Annotated in this window: 13 protein-coding genes and 1 tRNA gene; 5 read left to right on the forward strand and 9 right to left on the reverse strand. The window is 42.6% G+C overall.

Annotated features, from left to right (window positions below):
- Positions 1-8: 8 nt before the first annotated feature.
- Complete coding sequence (locus ACMXYP_RS06015; protein ID WP_415884113.1) at positions 9-1,190, reverse strand: amino acid ABC transporter permease; 1,182 nt, start codon at positions 1,188-1,190, stop codon at positions 9-11.
- 79 nt (positions 1,191-1,269) lie between these two features.
- Positions 1,270-2,283, reverse strand: coding sequence for an amino acid ABC transporter substrate-binding protein (locus tag ACMXYP_RS06020; RefSeq protein WP_415884114.1), 1,014 nt, complete (start codon positions 2,281-2,283; stop codon positions 1,270-1,272).
- Between the two features lie 517 nt (positions 2,284-2,800).
- On the opposite strand from ACMXYP_RS06020, the gene speE reads away from it, so the two are divergent.
- Both speE and ACMXYP_RS06030 read left to right on the forward strand, forming a co-directional pair.
- A complete protein-coding gene (gene speE, locus ACMXYP_RS06025) occupies positions 2,801-3,670 on the forward strand; it encodes a polyamine aminopropyltransferase (RefSeq protein WP_415884115.1) in 870 nt (289 codons plus the stop codon).
- 125 nt (positions 3,671-3,795) lie between these two features.
- Positions 3,796-4,962 carry an MFS transporter gene (locus ACMXYP_RS06030; RefSeq protein ID WP_415884116.1) on the forward strand — a complete coding sequence of 389 codons (1,167 nt, stop codon included), beginning with the start codon at positions 3,796-3,798 and terminating at the stop codon, positions 4,960-4,962.
- A 5-nt stretch (positions 4,963-4,967) separates the two neighbouring features.
- Here the strand turns inward: ACMXYP_RS06030 and ACMXYP_RS06035 are convergent, their stop codons facing one another.
- The 6 genes from ACMXYP_RS06035 to ACMXYP_RS06060 form a co-directional block, all read right to left on the reverse strand.
- Positions 4,968-6,401 carry a beta-galactosidase gene (locus ACMXYP_RS06035; RefSeq protein ID WP_415884117.1) on the reverse strand — a complete coding sequence of 478 codons (1,434 nt, stop codon included), beginning with the start codon at positions 6,399-6,401 and terminating at the stop codon, positions 4,968-4,970.
- A gap of 84 nt (positions 6,402-6,485) precedes the next feature.
- The gene (locus tag ACMXYP_RS06040) at positions 6,486-8,180 is read right to left on the reverse strand and encodes an HAD family hydrolase (protein ID WP_415884118.1); all 1,695 of its coding nucleotides are present in this window, start codon (positions 8,178-8,180) and stop codon (positions 6,486-6,488) included.
- A 128-nt stretch (positions 8,181-8,308) separates the two neighbouring features.
- On the reverse strand, positions 8,309-9,259 hold the full coding sequence (gene tal / locus ACMXYP_RS06045) for a transaldolase (RefSeq protein WP_415884119.1): 951 nt from the start codon (positions 9,257-9,259) through the stop codon (positions 8,309-8,311).
- Positions 9,260-9,276: 17 nt separating this feature from the next.
- A complete protein-coding gene (gene dusA / locus ACMXYP_RS06050) occupies positions 9,277-10,296 on the reverse strand; it encodes a tRNA dihydrouridine(20/20a) synthase DusA (RefSeq protein ID WP_415884120.1) in 1,020 nt (339 codons plus the stop codon).
- A gap of 355 nt (positions 10,297-10,651) precedes the next feature.
- Positions 10,652-11,035: a hypothetical protein gene (locus ACMXYP_RS06055; protein WP_415884121.1), complete on the reverse strand. Its 384-nt coding sequence runs from the start codon at positions 11,033-11,035 to the stop codon at positions 10,652-10,654.
- A 715-nt stretch (positions 11,036-11,750) separates the two neighbouring features.
- On the reverse strand, positions 11,751-13,325 hold the full coding sequence (locus tag ACMXYP_RS06060) for an alpha/beta fold hydrolase (protein WP_415884122.1): 1,575 nt from the start codon (positions 13,323-13,325) through the stop codon (positions 11,751-11,753).
- A gap of 558 nt (positions 13,326-13,883) precedes the next feature.
- On the opposite strand from ACMXYP_RS06060, the gene ACMXYP_RS06065 reads away from it, so the two are divergent.
- From ACMXYP_RS06065 to ACMXYP_RS06075, 3 genes are all read left to right on the forward strand, one after another.
- Positions 13,884-14,273 carry a diacylglycerol kinase gene (locus tag ACMXYP_RS06065; RefSeq protein ID WP_415884123.1) on the forward strand — a complete coding sequence of 130 codons (390 nt, stop codon included), beginning with the start codon at positions 13,884-13,886 and terminating at the stop codon, positions 14,271-14,273.
- A 106-nt stretch (positions 14,274-14,379) separates the two neighbouring features.
- Positions 14,380-15,882, forward strand: a complete 1,503-nt coding sequence (gene gltX / locus ACMXYP_RS06070) for a glutamate--tRNA ligase (protein ID WP_415884124.1) — start codon at positions 14,380-14,382, stop codon at positions 15,880-15,882.
- Positions 15,883-16,049: 167 nt separating this feature from the next.
- A tRNA-Ala gene (locus ACMXYP_RS06075) sits at positions 16,050-16,125 on the forward strand.
- Positions 16,126-16,147: 22 nt separating this feature from the next.
- Here ACMXYP_RS06075 and ACMXYP_RS06080 read toward each other — a convergent pair.
- Entirely contained in the window at positions 16,148-16,903 is a 756-nt protein-coding gene (locus ACMXYP_RS06080; RefSeq protein WP_415884125.1) for a diguanylate cyclase, read from the reverse strand.
- Between the last annotated feature and the right edge of the window lie 109 nt (positions 16,904-17,012).

Raw genomic sequence — 17,012 nt, forward strand, 5'->3', positions numbered from 1 at the left:
ACTCCCGATTAACGTTCAGTCAGAGAAACGCTTGCATTGAAGCGGTTCATAACAAAAGAAATGGACATGTTAACGACAAAATAAACCGCCATTGTCATAAATACGATCTCGATCGCCTGACCTGTTTGGTTAAGTGTCGTGCCAACAAATACGGTGAATAGATCGGGATAGCCTATCGCTGTTGCCAGAGTCGAGTTTTTAACTAGGCTCTGATACTCACTGTTAAGCAGAGGCACAATAACGCGCATGGCTTGAGGAACAACGATCAACTTCATGATCTTGCTCTCTTTTAAGCCGATACTACGTGCTGCTTCTGTTTGACCATGAGGTACTGCTTGAACACCCGCCCTTACTGCTTCCGCAATAAATGCTCCGGTATAAACCGTAAGTGCTAAGGCAAGTGCCATCAGTTCAGGAATAACCGTTACACCACCTCGGAAGTTAAAGCCTTTAAGCTCAGGGAAGTCCCAAGTGAACGGTACGCCTGCTGCAAATAGGGCAACAAGAGGTAAAACAAACAGAATAGCCAAACTAGCTTGTAATACTGGGAACTGCTGGCCGGTGTCATCTTGACGTTTCTTAGCCCAACGCTTGAGGATAAAGATAGAGGCAATGGCAGCAGCAATCGCACCATAAACAATACCTGCACCACTTTCAGCATTTAGTCCTGGGAAGTAGAGGCCGCGAACGTTTAAGAAGATCACTTCCCCAAGGCTCAAGCTTTGACGAGCACTTGGTAGTGCTGCCAATACTGCGAAATACCAGAAGAAAATCTGAAGTAGTAGTGGGATGTTTCGGAAAGTTTCTACATAAGCGACAGCCAGCTTTCTGATCAGTAAGTTATGAGAGAAGTGCGCAACCCCCATAATAAAGCCAACGATCGTCGAAAGAATGATCCCGATTGTCGAAACAAGAATAGTATTTAATAAACCGACAATAAATGTACGACCATAAGTATGCGTTGCATCGTATGGCACCAACGACATTAGAATATCGAATCCGGCAGTCGTAAACAGGAAGTCATAACCGCTTTTGATACCGCGGGCTTCTAAGTTAGCCAGCGTGTTAGAAATAATACCGTAAAAGAAATACCCCAAACCTGCTAGTAACAGCAGCTGGTAAATAATTGAACGGTTTCTAGGGTTGTTGAAGAAGGAGGGTGATGACGTCACCTGTGGCTTTTCAGACATAATTAAGCACTTATCTTCAGAAGGTTATAAGTAAAAATAGCAGAGGGGCATGAAAAATGCCCCTCTGTTTGATCCTTCCTTAGCGTACTGGTGAAGAGTACATGATACCGCCTTGGTTCCACTGGGCGTTTAGACCACGGGAAATTTTAAGCGGAGAACCCTGACCTACATTGCGCTCAAAGCTTTCAGCGTAGTTACCTACTTGCTTCACAATGTTGTATGCCCAATCAGCAGGAATGCCAAGTTTTTGACCTGCATCGCCTTCAGAACCCATTAGGCGTTTCTGAGAAGGATTTCCTTCTGTTTTCGCTTTATCAGCAGAAGCACTGTCGATTTTTAGGAATTCAGCTTCAACCATCGCCATTAGAGACCAGCGAACCACGTTAAACCATGCATCGTCACCTTGACGAACAACAGGTCCTAGCGGCTCTTTAGAGATAACTTCTGGCAGTACCATCGCTGCTGAAGGATCTTTTAGGCCTATACGTAGAGCGTATAATTGAGATTGGTCTGATGTTAGGACGTCACAACGACCGCTTTCGAAACCAGAGCGTGTTTGGTCAGAAGTATCGAATGTGATTGCTTTGTAGCTGATGCCGTTGGCACGGAAGTAGTCTGCAAGGTTAAGTTCAGTTGTTGTACCTGCTTGGATACATACAGCTGCACCGTCTAGTTCTAGCGCACTTTTTACGCCAAGGTCTTTAGAAACCATGAAACCTTGACCGTCATAATAGTTTACGCCAGCAAAGTTAAGACCTAGAGAGGTATCACGTGTGTGAGTCCAAGTAGTGTTACGAGAAAGAATATCGATTTCACCAGACTGAAGTGCGGTGAAACGCTCTTTAGCTGTAAGAGGCTTGTATTGAACTTTGCTTGCGTCACCTAGAACAGCAGCAGCAACAGAACGACATACGTCTACATCAAGACCGCTCCAAGTACCGTTCTCATCTTTCTGAGAAAAACCTGCAAGGCCAGTACTTACCCCGCAAGATACGCTGCCTCTTTTTTGTACATCTTCTAAAGTGCCTGCCTGAGCACCAAAAGCTAAACCAAGTGCCATACCTGTAGCAACAACCGAGGTAAGTAATTTCATTATGTTTCTCCATCCTTTCTGAGGCTATATACGCCGCAAAACTGTCTTGTTTTTGTTATCTGTTGTAGTAAGCGTAGGTAAAAATTCCAGTTCCTAACAAACTTAGAAGAATACAACGAAAATGGTAGTAAAATTAGACTTTGGTTGTAGTTTGGCGCTAGGCCTTTGGTTGTAGGGGCTGGAGCGTGATTCGGTAGATTCTAATGTTGTAAAAAAAAGTTCATAAAATGGATAAAGGAGCAAATAATAAATTTATTTCTGATTGCTTGATCAAAAATGTTATTAGGGTTGAATGAAAATGTTAGTCCAATAAATGGGTTAAATTCCACGAAATAGCGGTGTTGAATGATGTGGGATTTTTGTGCTCTAGATAGTGTGGAAATGCTTTGTTTTTTACCTTTTTCAGGGTATAAATGCGGCCAAAATTTAAGGCCTGCGAAGTTAGGTTTATACTCTAAATTAATGTAGTGCGTTTAGCAGTGCTACCCCTTTTTTCGTTAGTTAGCGAGTAAAGCAAGTGACAACGTCTTTAAAAGAAAATTTATACAAAGAAACACTCCATAAAGGCTACGGTCAGGAATTTGATGTAGAGGAAGTGTTGTTCGAGCAACAAACGGATTCTTGGCATCTGATTATTTTCCGTAATCCAGTTTATGGCACTGTCATGGCGTTGGACGGAATTATTCAAACGACGGAGAGAGATGAATTTGTTTACCATGAAATGCTAACGCATGTACCGATCTTAGCGCATGGAAATGCAAAACGCGTTTTGATCATCGGCGGAGGTGATGGCGGCATTTTGCGTGAAGTATGTCGTCACCAATCGGTAGAGCATGTTACGCAAGTAGAGATCGATCAAGCAGTAATCGATATGTGTAAAACATATCTTCCAAATCACTCAGCAGGTGCTTTTGAAGATCCACGTGCCAATATAGTGATTGCTGATGGTGTTGAGTACGTTAATCAAACAGATGAAAAATTCGACGTTATCATTTCTGACTGCACAGACCCTGTAGGCCCAGGTGAAGTTCTGTTCTCAAGCCGTTTTTACGAAGGATGTAAGAACTTACTGACAGACGGCGGTATTTTTGTCGCACAGAATGGTGTGCCTTTCCTACAGCAAGATGAAGTGATTACGACACGCCGTCGTTTAAGCCCGTACTTCAAAGACCAATCTTTCTACACCGCAGCTGTACCTACTTATATTGGTGGTGTAATGACTTTAGCGTGGGGTTCCGATAATGAATCATTACGATCTATCGATTTGGCAGAGTTGCAAAAGCGCTATGACAACAGCGAAATCGAAACCCGTTACTACAATCCACAGATGCACTTAGGTTGCTTTGGCCTTCCGCAATATTTATTAAATGCCTTAAAAGAGGCATGATGACGAACGGTACTATCTAGTTAACTTACTAGTTAAAATAGTTATCTAGTCTACTCGATAGCCGGTTGCCGTTAGGTGAACCGGCTTTTTACTTCTTATCAGTCTAGAAAGGAACAGATCAGCTTATGCCGCAGTTCGATCAGTATATTCGCCTTTCTGGATTTTATTTCTTCTATTTTGCCTTATTAGGTGCTTTGGTTCCGTACTGGAGCCTCTATCTAAAATCATTTCAGTTTGATGCTCAGACCATTGGTTCACTGATGGCTTTGTTGCAATTGTCCAGGATAGTAGCGCCCAATTTATGGGGGTGGATGGCTGATAAAAGTGGTAAGCGTGTCGAGATAGTCCGATTTGGCGCGTTAATGACCTGCATAATGTTTGTTGGGATTTTCTGGCAAACAACCGCTTTAGGCATAGGTCTGGTGATGTTAGGTTTTAGCTTCTTCTGGAATGCAGTACTCCCTCAATTTGAGGTGATAACCTTAAGTCAGCTTGGTAAAGAAAAATCCCGTTACAGCCGTATCCGGCTATGGGGATCGATCGGATTTATCGTAACGGTCGCAGGCCTTGGCGCTTTACTTGATAATATTGATATCCGTTGGTTGCCTTGGATTCTTTTGGTGTTAATGGTTTTAATCTGGCTGAACACGCTGTTTATCCCTCCAGCCACTGCTCAATTAGATGCGGCCCAAATATCAGCGGATAATCGTAGTTTTATGCAGTTGTTGCTTCGTCCGCAGGTAATGGTCTTTTTTATTATTTGCTTCTTAGTTCAATTCGCCCACGGGGCTTACTACACCTTCTATAGCGTATTGATGGTTGATGTTGGATTTAGTCGATCAGAAGTAGGGGTGCTTTGGGCTGTAGGTGTTATCGCAGAAGTGATCATCTTTATTTATATGCATTGGATGATACAGCGATGGGGTATACGTAATATCATGTTAGTCAGCTTGCTGCTTTGTGTAGTGCGCTGGTGGCTGATAGGCCTAGTCCCAGAAAACTTATGGATTATGCTATTTGCCCAAACGCTTCACGCAGCAACATTCGGCACACTTCACGCCGTTGGCATTGCTTTAGTTCATCAATACTTTACCGAGAAAACTCATGGGCAGGGACAAGCCTTATTCTCTAGCGTAGGATTTGGCTTGGGCGGCGCACTTGGTGCTTATGTCAGTGGCTTGTTATGGGATGATTTTGGTTCTTTTACAACTTTCTCTGTATCTGCTTTGGCTAGTCTGATTGCAGTTGTCTTGGCTTTTGTTTGGATTTTTCCTCAGCAATTTCGAGATTAATAGGTTTACTGAATTATCTGATTCGTTTTTGGTATTTTCCTTAAAGAGGGAAGTTTAGTACCTATAGCCACGATGCCTTTATCGCAGTTAAGAACGTTAGTTACATTTCGAGTTAATGATCCTCTAGTGTTTAAAGAATTAATGCATAAAGTATCGAACTCAGCTTTATCTAACTTCGTTATCAATTTTTCCTGAACAATGTTTAATCCCACGTAGATATCTGGGTGGGTTGGGCTGTTGGGGAACTTAATTTGATAGGCTTGAGAGGAAATATCTTTTAAATGCTCAATTGTTATTCCTCCTTCCCCATCAAATAAATAAGCCAACAACTTGTAAGCAAAGTAACCCGGTTTTGTTTTGTTATTTTTATCAAATAACGGGACTTTTCGATTGCCCCAAGTGGTTGTCATTAATTCTCCTAAACCAAACCAGAGGCAGAAAGGTGAGCCCGTACTCAATAGATGGAGGTTTCTATTTAGTACTGCATAAAAATGATCTTGGTTGTTGTAGCTATCGCTGTAGTCCAAAGAAGGGCCGCCACATTCGGTTGAGACTATTTTCTGGATTGGCAGGTTTGTTTCGTTAGCGATTAGCTGAATGCGTTTTTTATCTCGTTGGTAGGGGCCGTAAAGATGAGCATCAGCTAGATCATATTTGGCTTTGGATAAAACTTCTCTAACATGACCGTTGAGGATACTCTTTATCCCCACGGATTGAGCTTCTTGAGGGCGTATTAAGGTTTGAGATTTATTGGACCATCGTTGTTGAACTTGGAAGTTAGCTAAGCCTTCAGCCAGTAGAATTGTATCTAAGTTAAACGAAGCGATACCTCCAAGAACAAAGGCTGCTTCGGGATCACTTGCCTTCACAGCAACGTAGGCGGTATTGATATATTGAATCAGTGAGTTAGTCGAATCGGCCCAGCCGCCAGAGCGGTTTTTATTGCTGATCCATTCATTCGCAACCTGATAAAACTTTACTGGTCGCAGAAGTTTAGGTGCATCATTTTGGCCATCAAAATTGTATCGATCGACAACTTGAGTCACAAATTGGTGCCAATCATTTAAGTCTTTAGGTGACCCGTTTTTAACCTGTTGGCTATTCGCTTTAGTAGCCCAAGTTGCATTGGATTCCAGTGTTAAGAACGGTTGGATGTTGTAGCGCTGCAAAGTTGCAATACGTTGATCGAGTCCTGCCCAGTTAAAGGTGTTTTTGTGCGGTTGTATATGCTTCCAAGAAACACTTAGGCGAACTATCCCAATGCCCGCATCCTTGATTAGATAGTAATGAGCTGGGTCGGAACCGGGGAAAGCAAGGCCTAAAGAGTAGCTTAAGGGGACTTTGAGCTTTTTGAGGTCAATGGGCTCCGCTCTAATAGAGCTAAGCGGAGCTAACCAAGCAAATATGACGCAAAGATATGTGATTTTTTTAAAGTGCACTTAATGGAATCCATTCCGTTGACTAGATCTTGATAGCAAATATACAGCAGCCTATTAACCGTTAGTAGTTGGTTTTAATCTCAATTAAGTATTGTTCTTTGATTGCTGTTTTCTACATGAAAGCATCAGCGCCCAAAACTCTGAAAAGTCATTAACGACAACATCAGGTTTATAAGGGTAGCGTTCATTGCCAGGAAATATTTTGTTTAGCCAGGGCTGATCCCACTGAGCGCCGTTAAAGAATACGCTGGTGATACCTGCTGACTTAGCGGCAATTACATCAGTTGTGCTGTCTCCTACGTACCAGATGTCCAAGCCTAGATCACAATTTAGATTGTCTGCGGCTTTTAGAATCTGGTCAGTGTGAGGCTTACGTTGAACTGTATCATCACCACAAATTTCGGTATCAAATAAGTGTGCCCAGCCATCATCGACGGTATTGAGTTCGTGAATAAAGAATTCGCGATCGCGATTGGTGATGACACCTACGGTTAATCCCAGTTTTCTTAGACCCTCAAGCATATTCCGAACTTTGGGTTCGAAGGGCAGGGCTGTACCGTAGTATTTGCGGTAATGCTCAGTAAACCCTTTATGTGCAAGTTTCTTGGCAACCTCATTGTCTGCAAAAAGGATCTCGAAGATGTCGGTTCTGGATATCTTGCGGTCGAGTTTTATTTTGGGGTGAAGGCTTAGATTTTCGCGGACATAATCTACAAGTCGTTGATCGTCGGGGGATTTACATTTAGCTGAATCTACTAAATGCTCCAGGAGCCCCATATTACGAAGGTCTTTGAGCATATCATCCACCGCGTGATACATCGCATCCAGAGTATCCACAAGGGTGGCATGCCAATCAAATAGAACAACCTTAGGGTAGGTTAGGTTCACAACAGCTGGGTGCCAGTCAGGTTCCTCCCTTTGTGGTTGAGGTTTTCTTGGTGGTAGTCGAGGTGGTCGTTGCTGTATTAATTCTGAGGGGGTAATGCCATTACGGCTTTGCAACACGAGATCTAATAACTCGTCAAAATCATCAACGATAATATCTGGATCGTATTGATGATGAGCCGTTTCAGCAAAGACTTGTTCGAACCAGTGAGGGCTCCACAGCGCGCCGTTATAAAAGACTCGTGTCACGCCAGCCTTAGTAGCTGTCATCATATCGGTAACACTATCGCCCACATACCAGAGGTGCTGATCAGCCAACTCATCGACTGATTTGCTTGCCTGAATCATCGAGCTAGGGGCAGGCTTATAATGCAGCATTTCATCACCGCAAAGTGTGACATCAAATAACTCTTTCCAGCGACCGTTTTCAACGGCTTCTAATTCGGGTTCTAGAAATTCACGGCTACGGTTGGTAACAACACCGATCTTAATACCTAATTTTTTCAGATAAGTGAGGTACTCATACATACCTGCTTGGAAAGGCTTTACACTGCCGTAGTGGTTTCTATAGCAGTTATTGTAAGCTTTGTGAGCAATGGCATTGGCTTTGTCGTTATCACCAAACAAAACTTCAAATACATCGGTTCTGGATATACGTTGCTCGGCTAAAACGCGTGGATGAAGGTGTCGATAGATACGGATATAGCGGATGAGCTTTTCGTCATCTTCGGTTTTGGCTTCCTCTTCGGGCAGAATGTGTCGGGTGAGATTTAGCTCGTCTAATTGAGCAAGCATCTCTTCGATAGCTTGATACATTGCGCCGTGGGTATCGACAAGGGTGCCATGCCAGTCAAACAGCATGAGCTTAGGGTAGGGGAGCACAACGGTATCCATATCAGATCTCCTCAGCCAAAATTGAGGGTGGCATAGAAATCAGTATAGACAGGCTTTTTCTTAATAAAGAAAAAGCCCTCAGTAGATTTTCTCTATTGAGGGCTTTTAGCTATTTATGCAGGGGCGTTTTATACCGCTAGAAGAAGCTTCTCTAGCTTGATCTGATCGGCTGCGAAGCTGCGGATACCCTGAGCTAGCTTCTCTGTAGCCATGGCATCTTCGTTCATCATCCAGCGGAATTCAGCTTCGCTCAAAGAAAGTTTACCTTGCTCGGAAGCTGCGGATTCAGGTGCAAGTTTAGTTGGCAGCTCATCAGTGCTGTCTTCTAATTCTTGCATTAGGGCAGGCGCAATAGTTAGACGATCACAACCTGCTAACTCTTGGATCTCGCCAATGTTACGGAAGCTCGCACCCATCACTATGGTGTTATAACCATTCGCTTTGTAGTAGTTGTAGATGCCAGTTACGGATTGAACGCCTGGATCGTTCGCGCCGGTAAAGTCGCCTTCTTCGTTCGCTTTGAACCAATCAAGAATACGGCCAACGAAAGGAGAGATCAGGTAAACACCAGCGTCTGCGCAAGCTGCCGCTTGGGCAAAGCTGAATAGCAGAGTTAGGTTACAGTTAATGCCTTCTTGCTCAAGCTGACGTGCTGCTTGAATACCTTCCCAAGTCGAAGCAATCTTAATCAGGATGCGATCTTTAGAGATGCCAGCTTCTTCATAAAGGCCGATCAGCTTACGCGCACGTTCCAATGTTGCTTGAGTATCAAACGATAAACGTGCATCGACTTCTGTCGAGATGCGACCTGGAATGATATTTAGAATTTCACGACCGATCTCTACCGCAAGGCGATCAGTCATGTTGTCCAGTACTTCTTGCTCGCTACCACCTTTTTCAGTCGCCCAGCGCTTCGCTGTTTCTAATAGAGCGCTGTATTGTGGAAGCTCAGCGGCTTTTAGCAGTAGTGATGGGTTAGTGGTCGCATCCACAGGTTTAAAGCGAGCAATGGCTTCGATATCACCGGTATCAGCAACAACAGTAGTAATTTCTTTTAGCTTTTCTAACTGACTTGTCATCTTTCTAGTAGTCCATTCTAATCTGGTACACGTTCCAGTGCTTCAAAGAGTACATCAATTGAAGCTCCAGGTTTATGCGCATTTTCGCTAATAAAGCGGCGGAACTGTTTACCGCCGCGTTGCGCGTGAAATAGCCCAAGCATATGCCGCGTAATATGGTGTAGAGATACGCCTTCCTCTAATTGAGCTTGGATGTAAGGCACCATAGCAAGGGCAGCGCCCTTACGGCTAATCTTTTCTTCGGGACAGTCATAAAAATGGTTGTCTACATCGGCTAGCAAATAAGGATTTTGATAGGCTTCGCGACCTAACATTACACCATCAACATGTTGCAAATGCGTTTGGCATTCCTCGATTGTTTTTATGCCGCCATTGATATGTACTTCTAGTTCAGGAAATTGTTGTTTGATCTGGTAGACCCAATCATATTTTAACGGCGGGATATCGCGGTTTTCCTTAGGGCTAAGGCCTTGCAAAATTGCTTTACGGGCATGGATGATAAAAACGTTACAGCCGGAATCACGCACTTGGGTTACAAAGTTCACTAACTCTTCGTAGCTGTCCATATCATCGATCCCCAGACGGTGTTTTACCGTAACAGGGATCTTTACTGCAGCTTGCATTGTTGCTAAACACTCAGCGACTAACTGAGGGTGAGCCATTAAACAAGCTCCGATCATATTGTTTTGAACGCGATCGCTAGGACAGCCGACGTTAAGATTCACCTCATTGTAACCATAATCCTCAGCCATCTTGGTACATTGAGCTAAATCGGCTGGATTACTGCCACCTAACTGCAATGCAACGGGTTGTTCTTCCTTGTTATAGCGAAGGAAACGATCAGCCTCGGCATGAATAAGTGCTCCAGTCGTTACCATCTCGGTATACAAAACAGCGTGACGGCTCAATATGCGGTGGAAATAACGGCAATGGCGATCCGTCCAGTCCATCATGGGCGCAACGGTAAATCGTCTATTTAGCGTATCCGCCGTGTTTTCTGGCTTTGAGGCTTGTTCTTTGAGAGGTTCTTGCTGCATTGGATATGGTCTAAAGCGGTTGAGTAGAGCTGGGGTTTAGTGCTTGGTTATACTAGAGTCAGTATTTAAAAATGTACTATTAAGGTCACCATTCGAAAACCTAAGCTTAAGTGGTGCTGTTCCTTACACTGCCTAGATATTCCTCAAGCGTGATGATGAGCTAGTATATCAGGAAAGCACAGTCTTTAACCCCTTCAGGTAGTTAAATCCTAATTACTTATTTAGATATTCTTGAAAATTTTTCTTTAGGGGGGAGATGAATTTTCAATCTAACAGATGGTTATGAGCTTCCCTTCGTTTCTTTAAAATAAATGTAATGGACCCAGGAAGCACTCTGGGCCCGGAATTGAATGCTCTAAGGAAGTCCAACAGGGGCTGGAGCAGGGGCAGGAGCTTCTTCAACGCGGTCTTCTTCAGTATTAGCCGCACCAGCGCCTAAGCCGAAGGTCCATGAATTTTGTTGGAGGTCGTAACCTGCAGTGACATCAGTGTAAATGTTGTCATTTAAGTAGCCTATTCCCACATTTGGGCGCCAAGCCTTTGTGCTTAACATATAGTCGATTCCTACTGAGCCAACGGCTTTGTCTTCTTTATCGTCAGTAAATGCCTTAACACCAACAGCAAAGCCTTGACCGAATATATAAGTGACCCCTAAACCGGCTCCAACATCTGCTTGAGAATAGGGTGTAGCCAAAGATGCAGCTATCGCAGCAACGATAGAGATTTTTTTCAGAGACATGCGTAATTCCATTAATTTATAAACAATGATGAGATAACTTATTTATTGACACCTTTGCATGAGGATTAGGCTGATTTATTACATAGTTTATCGCCACGATAAGATTCATCGTTATTACGACTACATTCGTGATGGTGAACTAGAATTTGGCGGCCTAAAAATCTTTTAATATCAGAAGGTTAACTGTGTTTATCTCTTGCTGTTCTGATACGTTGAAAAGGTTTTATTATTATAGGAATAGCTTAAAAGTCCGCATCTCCCATATGGTATACGTGAGATTGTTTTTTGCTATTTATCGCTTGTATCATGGTTTTAAAAAAGAGGCTGCGAAGAGATAGATATTAATTTAACAGGTGAATATATAAATTATAAACCCTTGTGATAAGTGTGGTTTTTGTAGCTGGTTAGTTTGGCCGTTTATTGGTTTTTATTTGATTAAATGGATGGGTAGTAATTCTTAACAAATAGAGACTTTAATAAACTTAAATCAGCGGTGGCTAATTTAATTGTGATGACTTATTTGGTATTCAAAGATATTGATTATGATTAAATTCCTAGAGATAGCATGCTGGAAGGGGGATAATTAATGGAAGGTTTAATATTATAAAGTCATAGGGGCTTATGGTGAATTAAGGATATATACCAGTTGATTAACTGGTCTATAAACGCTGACTATAATTAAGTTTCATAAATTTTTTCTGATTTTAAATAGTGTTTAAAGGGAGGAGGATTTAATGAAATCAAGGAAGTGTGTATAGCATGTATCTATATCTGTTAAAGTCATTGTTAAACTTGCCATTTCAAGCTCGTCTATAATGAAGGTCGGCTTTATAGATGTTAATTCTCGTACAGCCTCAACATCGAAGGTCGTGTTTCTCTGCCCTGTAAGGCCTGCAAGAGGGATCTGCACTTCTCTTAATAATTCAGCCCAATCATTAGCTATACTCACCTGCAAATCGAGCACCTGCCCTTTGGAATTTTGTACCAAGTTAAAGTGATACGATTTTTCAGAAACTTCTCGTCCTGCTTCTGTTTTGAAAATCTCTAATTCTTCAGGCGCCCCATCAAAGGCCATTTCTAACCAGCGGGTAGGCCCGAGCTTGCGAGATTGAACATGGGATAGTCGGAGCAATAATTTGATCATCCAAAAGCAATGCCTTGCTGCCCAAATAAAGGCTCTTTGTTGGACCGGAATTGAACTTAAATTACTGTTAGATGAGAAGAGAGGGGGCGGTGAAATTGCATATAGGCCCAGCACTTTTTCTGGGTAATGGTTGGCAAAGGCCGCAGCACTCACAAAGCCAAAGTCATGGCTTGTTAACCATGCTTTTTCCCAACCCAGTTTGTTAAGAAGATAGTAACAATCTTTAATATGTGTATCGAGAATAGATTCTGTTGTGAGTGATAGAGGCGCTTGTGTTTTACCATAACCGGGGCGCTCAACTATTATCACGTCTAGGTTTGATTGGTTAGCAAGAACCCGCTCTGGAGCATATTCGCCTGCTCCAAAATAGGTGCTATGCATAAGCAATACAGGTTTGCCTCCTTTTTTTCCATAGCGCCGCCAGCCTACTCGACGGTTGTTACGTACAAATTGGTCTTGCTGTAATTGATTAAAAACTGGTTTAGATAGGGAGTAAGAACTCTCTTTTTTATCAGGAGAAGAAACTTTTTTGATGTGTTCGTTGTGTGTTTGATTACCTAGAGTAGCCGCGAGAGCTGTTGCCTGTGTTTGACTGGTAACTCCGAGTTTTTGCAAAATACTTTTGATTTGCTGACGAACGGTACTAATTTTACTCTGTCGCTCTAAACTTATCTGCTCGGTTTGTAAGCCTCGGGCTAAACATACAAGCACCTCACGTTCTGCTTTAGTCAATTTGAAAATATCATGGAGTGCGGTATCCATGGATTTTGACCATTGTAAGCCTGCCTCTTGTAATAAAAATAACTGGTGGTCGCTTTGATAGCGACCGGTAAAAACAAAAGAGGTATGTGTTTGTTTATTTAAGTAGACTCTTAAAATCGAAGGCCCTTGGTGGCGTATAGTGCGATCTTTGAAGTTGTTAAAATCTACCTGATTAACACCTAGCTGAAAAATATTCAAATTTACTAGATCATCTAGAATTGAAGTAGCGGAACTGTTGTACCCAACAATTTGACCATTACTAGATAAAGCTAGGGCTGGAGGGCCTTGATCGAAAGCTAAAGCATCCAACTGGTCATTTAGATCTGCCTGATGTCCAATTTCGTTGGATAGCAGAGACAGAGTTAATGCTGTTTCAGGATCCAAAGGCGTTAGGGTTTGAATCGAATTTTCTAGAAGGTTAAGTAAATCATAGTTTTCTTTATCGCCATTGATAATAGCTATAACCAGTTCTTTAATTGCTTGAGGCTCTTGGTTTGGCGGAACCGTAATGTCCGAATTAGAGTTGCTGGTGCTTACATTACCCATAGGAAAAATTATGTACCTATCAACTAAATGTCGATTCTAAAGTTAAATTTCATATTAAAGTTATGATAATAAATAAATAACGTTGTGCGTAGCCCCTTTAACCATAACAATGTTTGAAATTGGGAAGTGGCTATAAAATAGGTATACCTATACACATATATGATCTGGATAGAAATCTATTGTTTTTGTTGGCAAATACCAATGAAACGGCAGCCTGAATTATCAGTAGTTGATGTCAGATACATTCAGAACCAAGAGTAATTCTGACTTTATGCTATCTGCCGATATTACTCTGCACATAGACTGATCTTGTCTAAGAATTAGTGCGGATTCATCAATATAAGTGGTAGCCTAAGCGAAATAGGTTCAGCCAATATTTTAGGGATATGGTTTTATATGAGCGAGACACCAGAAGGCGCTACAGCTAAAAATACGGGCATTAAGCGTTTTTACTACGCTTCAATTTATTCTTGGCAGGGGATTAAAGCGGCTTATGTTCAAGAGCCTGCCTTCCGCTATGAAGTTTGGGGGAGTGCGGTACTTATTCCTCTATCTTTTTTTGTGGCGCAAAGCCCCATGCAATTGGCGGCTTTAATTTGTACTTGCTTGCTGGTGTTAGCTTTTGAGCTGGTAAACAGTGCCATTGAAGCGGTGGTCGATCGCGCGGGCACTGAGTTTCATGAGTTAGCAGGGCTTGCCAAAGATTTAGGCTCAGCCGTCGTGATGGTCGCACTGATTATGGGTGGCATGATCTGGGGTGCGGTACTTTGGGAAAACTATTTATAGTTTCTCTCCTATTATCTATCGCCTAATTGATTTCTTAGTGGCTCGAAAAGGGCCGCTAAGTATATAATTGCCGCTATTCATTTTTATCAGATTTCCAAGGACACCAATGACGACCGTTCGTACCCGTGTTGCACCTTCTCCAACAGGTGACCCTCATGTAGGCACAGCCTATATCGCATTGTTCAATCTAGCCTTTGCTCGTCAGCATGGCGGTCAGTTTATCTTGCGTATCGAAGATACAGACCAAACACGTAGTACGGATGAATCTGAACAGAAGATTCTGGACTCGCTACGTTGGTTAGGTTTGGAATGGGATGAAGGTCCAGATGTAGGAGGTCCTCACGGCCCTTACCGCCAAAGCGAGCGTAAAGCTGACTATGCAAAATACGCAATGCAGCTGGTGGAGGAAGGCAAAGCATTCCTTTGCTACCGTACATCTGAAGAGTTGGATGAGTTACGTACTGCTCGTCGCGCAGCTGGTGGTCACACTGCACTTAAGCAAAGCGATCTTGCCCTTCCTGAAGAGGAAGTAGAAAAGCGTAAAGCAGCGGGCGCGCCTTATGTAGTGCGTATGGTTGTACCTGAAGGTGAAGGTGCCTGTGAAGTTGACGATATGCTTCGCGGTACAATTGAGTTGGAATGGGGCATGGTTGATGCTCAAATTCTGCTTAAATCTGATGGTATGCCGACTTACCACTTAGCAAACGTTGTAGATGATCACCTAATGGAGATCACGCACGTTATCCGTGGTGAAGAGTGGATCAACTCAGCGCCTAAGCATAAGTTGCTTTACGAATACTTTGGTTGGGATATGCCGAAGTTATGCCACATGCCGCTTCTGCGAAACCCGGACAAATCTAAGTTATCTAAGCGTAAGAACCCTACTAGTATTCTTTACTATCAGCGTATGGGCTTCTTGCCAGAAGCATTGTTGAACTACCTTGCTCGCATGGGTTGGTCTATGCCGGATGAGAGCGAGAAATTCACACGTCAACAGATGTTCGATAACTTCGATATTCAGCGTGTATCTCTTGGTGGTCCAATCTTCGATCAGGAAAAACTAAGCTGGTTGAATGGCCTATGGTTGCGTGAAGACTTAGATCCTGCGCAATTTGCAGCTAAGTATCAGGAGTGGGCGTTAAACCCTGAATACCTGATGCAGATCGTACCGTTGATTCAACAGCGTGTTGAAAAACTGTCTGACGTCGCTCCACTTGCGAGCTTCTTCCTATCCGGCATGTTGGATATCACAGAAGAAGATTTTGCGCATAAATCATTGGAGCTTGATGATATCCGCAAAATGCTGCAGTACTCAGTATGGTTGCTAGATACAGAAGCTCAGTGGAATAAAGATCGTCTATTCGGTCAGCTTAAACAGCTTGCAGAAGCAATGGATTATAAAATCCGTGACTTCCTATTCCCATTGTTTATTGCGGTAGCCGGTACTAACCAGACTGTATCTGTGATGGATTCGATGGCGATCCTAGGCCCAGATATGACACGTGCGCGTTTACGTCATGCGGTTAATGTTCTTGGCGGTCCTTCTAAGAAAGAAGCGAAACGTTGGGAAAAAGAATACCGTGCACTAAGTGCGCAGATCGAAGGTTAATAGACTTACTCTTTAAGCGTAGAAGTCGGCGAAACCAGCTTGGTTCAGCCGACTTCAGTTTTCTTTACGCTTTTTCCTGTTTTTTCCAACAGTTAGCTTGCTTTAAGAGTTTCAATCTTTCTTGACTCTGTTTTTTCGGCTAATTACTATAGCCACACTTCATCTATGGGGCCTTAGCTCAGCTGGGAGAGCGGTTCGCTGGCAGCGAACAGGTCAGGAGTTCGATCCTCCTAGGCTCCACCATTCTTTAGTACTTCCAGATTATTTATTTGTCCCCCAGTTCATCACTGTATATCACCATCCTATTTCTGCCGCTATTCTTAGCCGCATATAATGCGATATCTGCTTTATTGAGGATATCTTCAAAGCTCATTTCTAAGCCAGGTTTGTTCTCTGCTACACCTAAACTGATGGTGTAATGGATCTGCGTGCCATCGCACTTTGGTAAGTTATTTTGTATCTCATCATTTAAGCGCTCAACTATGGGGCCTACTTGGTCCTGTTGAGTATTACTTAGATAAATACAAAACTCTTCACCACCTAATCGGCCAGCTATATCGCAATCTCTTGTTACCTTTTTTAGTATGGCTCCGAAAGATTTGAGAACAGTATCACCGGCTGCGTGGCCATATTTATCATTAATCTTTTTGAAAAAATCCAGATCAATGATAACGACACAGTAGGTTTCTTTAGTACGTACTGTTAGGCGATGAAGAAGGTGGCAAGATTTGAAAAGAGCACGGCGATTATATAAACCAGTAAGATCATCGTAGGTTGCTAATTTATTCATTTCTTCTTCTAGTTTATCTAGGTCCAGAAGCAGTCCTAACAGATACCAAGAGACAACAGGCGCAATGATCAATGGAATTATTGCAGCCCTCAACATGCTTTGTGTTAAAGGTGTTTGATAATTGAAAATATAAGAGATCAATAAATTTAAAATGACAGCCATCACGACAGAGATCGCAGTAATAATCAGCATTAGTTTGACTCGGCCTAAGCGTCTGACTACTAATCGCATTTACCTTCCTTATACAATCAAAAAAAGATGTGGCTTATTAACATCGTAGTAACTGAATACTACAGGGTATATACGTAAATATACGCAGACTATGGGGTCTTTTAGAATG

This window comes from Neptuniibacter sp. QD34_54 (assembly GCF_047778055.1).
Lineage (GTDB): Bacteria > Pseudomonadota > Gammaproteobacteria > Pseudomonadales > Balneatricaceae > Neptuniibacter.

Bases quoted from the DNA above. Each gene is read 5' to 3' on its own strand.
- ACMXYP_RS06015 (WP_415884113.1), bottom strand. From the start codon at position 1,190: ATGTCTGAAAAGCCACAGGTGACGTCATCACCCTCCTTCTTCAACAAC.
- ACMXYP_RS06020 (WP_415884114.1), bottom strand. From the start codon at position 2,283: ATGAAATTACTTACCTCGGTTGTTGCTACAGGTATGGCACTTGGTTTA.
- ACMXYP_RS06030 (WP_415884116.1), top strand. From the start codon at position 3,796: ATGCCGCAGTTCGATCAGTATATTCGCCTTTCTGGATTTTATTTCTTC.
- ACMXYP_RS06040 (WP_415884118.1), bottom strand. From the start codon at position 8,180: ATGGATACCGTTGTGCTCCCCTACCCTAAGCTCATGCTGTTTGACTGG.
- tal (WP_415884119.1), bottom strand. From the start codon at position 9,259: ATGACAAGTCAGTTAGAAAAGCTAAAAGAAATTACTACTGTTGTTGCT.
- dusA (WP_415884120.1), bottom strand. From the start codon at position 10,296: ATGCAGCAAGAACCTCTCAAAGAACAAGCCTCAAAGCCAGAAAACACG.
- ACMXYP_RS06055 (WP_415884121.1), bottom strand. From the start codon at position 11,035: ATGTCTCTGAAAAAAATCTCTATCGTTGCTGCGATAGCTGCATCTTTG.
- ACMXYP_RS06065 (WP_415884123.1), top strand. From the start codon at position 13,884: ATGAGCGAGACACCAGAAGGCGCTACAGCTAAAAATACGGGCATTAAG.
- gltX (WP_415884124.1), top strand. From the start codon at position 14,380: ATGACGACCGTTCGTACCCGTGTTGCACCTTCTCCAACAGGTGACCCT.
- ACMXYP_RS06080 (WP_415884125.1), bottom strand. From the start codon at position 16,903: ATGCGATTAGTAGTCAGACGCTTAGGCCGAGTCAAACTAATGCTGATT.